A 2,424-nucleotide genomic window follows, 5' to 3' on the forward strand; every position below is an offset into this window, starting at 1 on the left:
AGCCAGAGCCCTTATGCGCACTGCAATCTGGGCGACCATGTGCAGGATGTGCCCCAGGCCGTGGCGCATAACCGCGAGGCGTTTGCCGCGCAACTGCAAGCCCGCCCGGCCTGGCTCACGCAGGTGCATGGCAACCGGGTGATTCGGCTGACGCATGGCACGTCTCGTGGCGATATGTTCAATCCTGCCGATCAACTGATGGCGGGTGCGCACCTGCAACCCGAGGCAGACGGTGCCATCACGACGGAACCGGGGCTGGCCTGCACGGTGATGGTGGCCGATTGCCTGCCCTTGCTGCTGGCCGCACCAGAGGGGCGCGGCGTGGGGGCCTTGCATGCGGGCTGGCGCGGGCTGGCCGGTGCGGGCGCCATGGCCGGCAGGGGTATCGTGCACACCGGGGTGGCGGCCTTGTGTGAGGCTGCGTCTTGTGAGCCGGCTGATCTGGTGGTCTGGCTGGGCCCCTGCATCGGGCCGCAACACTTCGAGGTGGGCGCCGATGTGCTGATCGGTTTTGGCGTCGACCCAGACAGTGCCGTGCCACATCCCCGGTTCAAACCTTGTCAGCCAAATGTCGGCTCAAGCCGAGCTGGTTTGGCTCCAGGCACCGTAGCGGTATCGCCGCCCAAATGGCTGGCTGATCTGCCGGGGTTGGCGCGCGACATCCTTCAGGGCTGCGGCGTGATGCGCGTCAGTGGTGGCAACTGGTGCACCGTGTCCGATGCGTCAAAGTTCTTTTCGTTCAGGCGCGATGGCGTTACTGGCAGGCAGGCCGCCGGGATCTGTTTGCGAGCCTGAGTCTGAGGCGATGGGCGTTGGGCCCTGCTGATCGCCATCCAGACTGGTTTGCTTGTTGGCCTCGGCGAGCGCAGCCACATGAAGCCGGCGCTCCTCCGCCTTCAGCCTGGCTTTGCGCCTGCCTGTAGCGTTCAGCAAATACATGACCAGCGCCAGCGGTCCGACGCCATAAAACACAAAGGTGATCAACGCGCCCAGTACGGTGCCCTGAGGGCTCGTGGCTTCTGCCAAAGACATCATCACGGCCACGTACAGCCAGGCTATCGCAACAATCCACATCCAACATCATCCGATTGGTGAAGGCTGCCGCAGGCATTGCGGCTCGATGCACACAACATGATTGATGCAGATCATTCGTGTCATGGCGCTTGCATCTATTCTGGAACAGCTCTTGCTGCAAGGCGTGTGAGCAAGTCAGATTGATGACCGTTGGGCCGATGTTGAAAACTGGCCAAAAGTCATCTGCCTGACTTGTCGCTTCAAAAAATACGAGGTCAGAATACGGCAACATGCCGGGGCATCATTTTTTCGGATGCGCTGGCTCAGGATTCCAAGTAGGAGACATATGGCTGTTCCTCAACGGTCACGCTCGCAGCGCGCTGTCGCTGCCGAGGACGTGACGCCGCGCGATGCTGCTGTGCAACCCAAGCCCGCAGCGAAGACCAAACGACCAGCCGCCAAGAAGGCTGGCGCCACACCCAGGAAAACAGCGGCGAGCAAGCCTGCAGCGCCTGCCAAGCCGACCAGCGCCAGCAAGGCCGCCAAACCGGCTGCGCCGCGCAAGACGGCGGCCAGCACCGCACAGCCCAAGCCAGCGCAAGCTCAGCCTGAAGCCAAGCGTGCCGATGCCGCCGGCGCGGCCAAGGCAGCCAATGCCTCCGCTTTCACTGCGCCGTTCGAGCAGGCCGCCAAGGTGTTCAGCGCCTTCAATGTGCCCGGCATGGAGCAACTGGATCTGAAGGGCTTCCCTGAAAAGGCGTCCGAGGCCATGAAGCAGTGGATGGGCCAATCAGCCGAGGCCTTGCCGCCTGGCCTGGGTGCGCTCAAACCGATGCAGCAAGCGATGGAATCGATGGGCAAGAGCCTGGGCTCGACCTTGACGTCCATGGCTGGTCTGTCCGTCTCGCCTGATGCGCTCAAGGACATCCAGCAGGACTACATGCAGCAGGCCACTGAACTGTGGAACCGCTCGCTGGAAAAGCCCGAGCAGATCAAGGCCGGCGATCGCCGCTTTGATGCACCGGAATGGGGCAGCAGCCCGGTCAACGCCTTCATGGCGTCGATGTACCTGCTCAACGCCCGCACGCTGCAGAAGCTGGCGGACAACCTGCAAGGCGATGCCAAGGCACGCCAGCGTGTGCGTTTTGCCGTGCAGCAATGGGCAGATGCCGCGTCGCCCAGCAATTTCCTGGCCTTTAACCCAGAGGCGCTCAAGAAGGCGGTCGATACCAAGGGTGAAAGCCTGCAGCAAGGCCTGCAGCACCTGATGAACGACCTGCGTCAGGGCCACATGTCCCAGACGGACGAGAGCGTCTTCGAGGTGGGCAAGAACGTGGCGACGACGGCCGGCACGGTGGTGTTCGAGAATCCGTACTTCCAGCTCATCGAGTACGCACCCTTGACGCCCCA

At 62.9% G+C, this 2,424-nt stretch carries 2 protein-coding genes and 1 pseudogene; 2 read left to right on the forward strand and 1 reads right to left on the reverse strand.

What is annotated here, in order from left to right:
• Positions 1–795: peptidoglycan editing factor PgeF (pgeF, locus tag EPO09_RS16990; RefSeq protein WP_367200082.1), on the forward strand; the 795-nt coding region annotated here is incomplete at its 5' end.
• Here the strand turns inward: pgeF and EPO09_RS16995 are convergent.
• Complete coding sequence (locus tag EPO09_RS16995) at positions 724–1,035, reverse strand: hypothetical protein (RefSeq protein WP_290644765.1); 312 nt, start codon at positions 1,033–1,035, stop codon at positions 724–726. The two genes, pgeF and EPO09_RS16995, sit on opposite strands and share 72 nt — an antisense overlap.
• A 325-nt stretch (positions 1,036–1,360) precedes the next feature.
• Here EPO09_RS16995 and EPO09_RS17000 point away from each other — a divergent pair.
• Positions 1,361–2,424, forward strand: a pseudogene (locus EPO09_RS17000) (hypothetical protein); the annotation flags it as partial.

Source organism: Aquabacterium sp., assembly GCF_004297345.1.
GTDB lineage: Bacteria > Pseudomonadota > Gammaproteobacteria > Burkholderiales > Burkholderiaceae_C > Aquabacterium.

Bases quoted from the DNA above. Each gene is read 5' to 3' on its own strand.
- EPO09_RS16995 (WP_290644765.1), bottom strand. From the start codon at position 1,035: ATGATGTCTTTGGCAGAAGCCACGAGCCCTCAGGGCACCGTACTGGGC.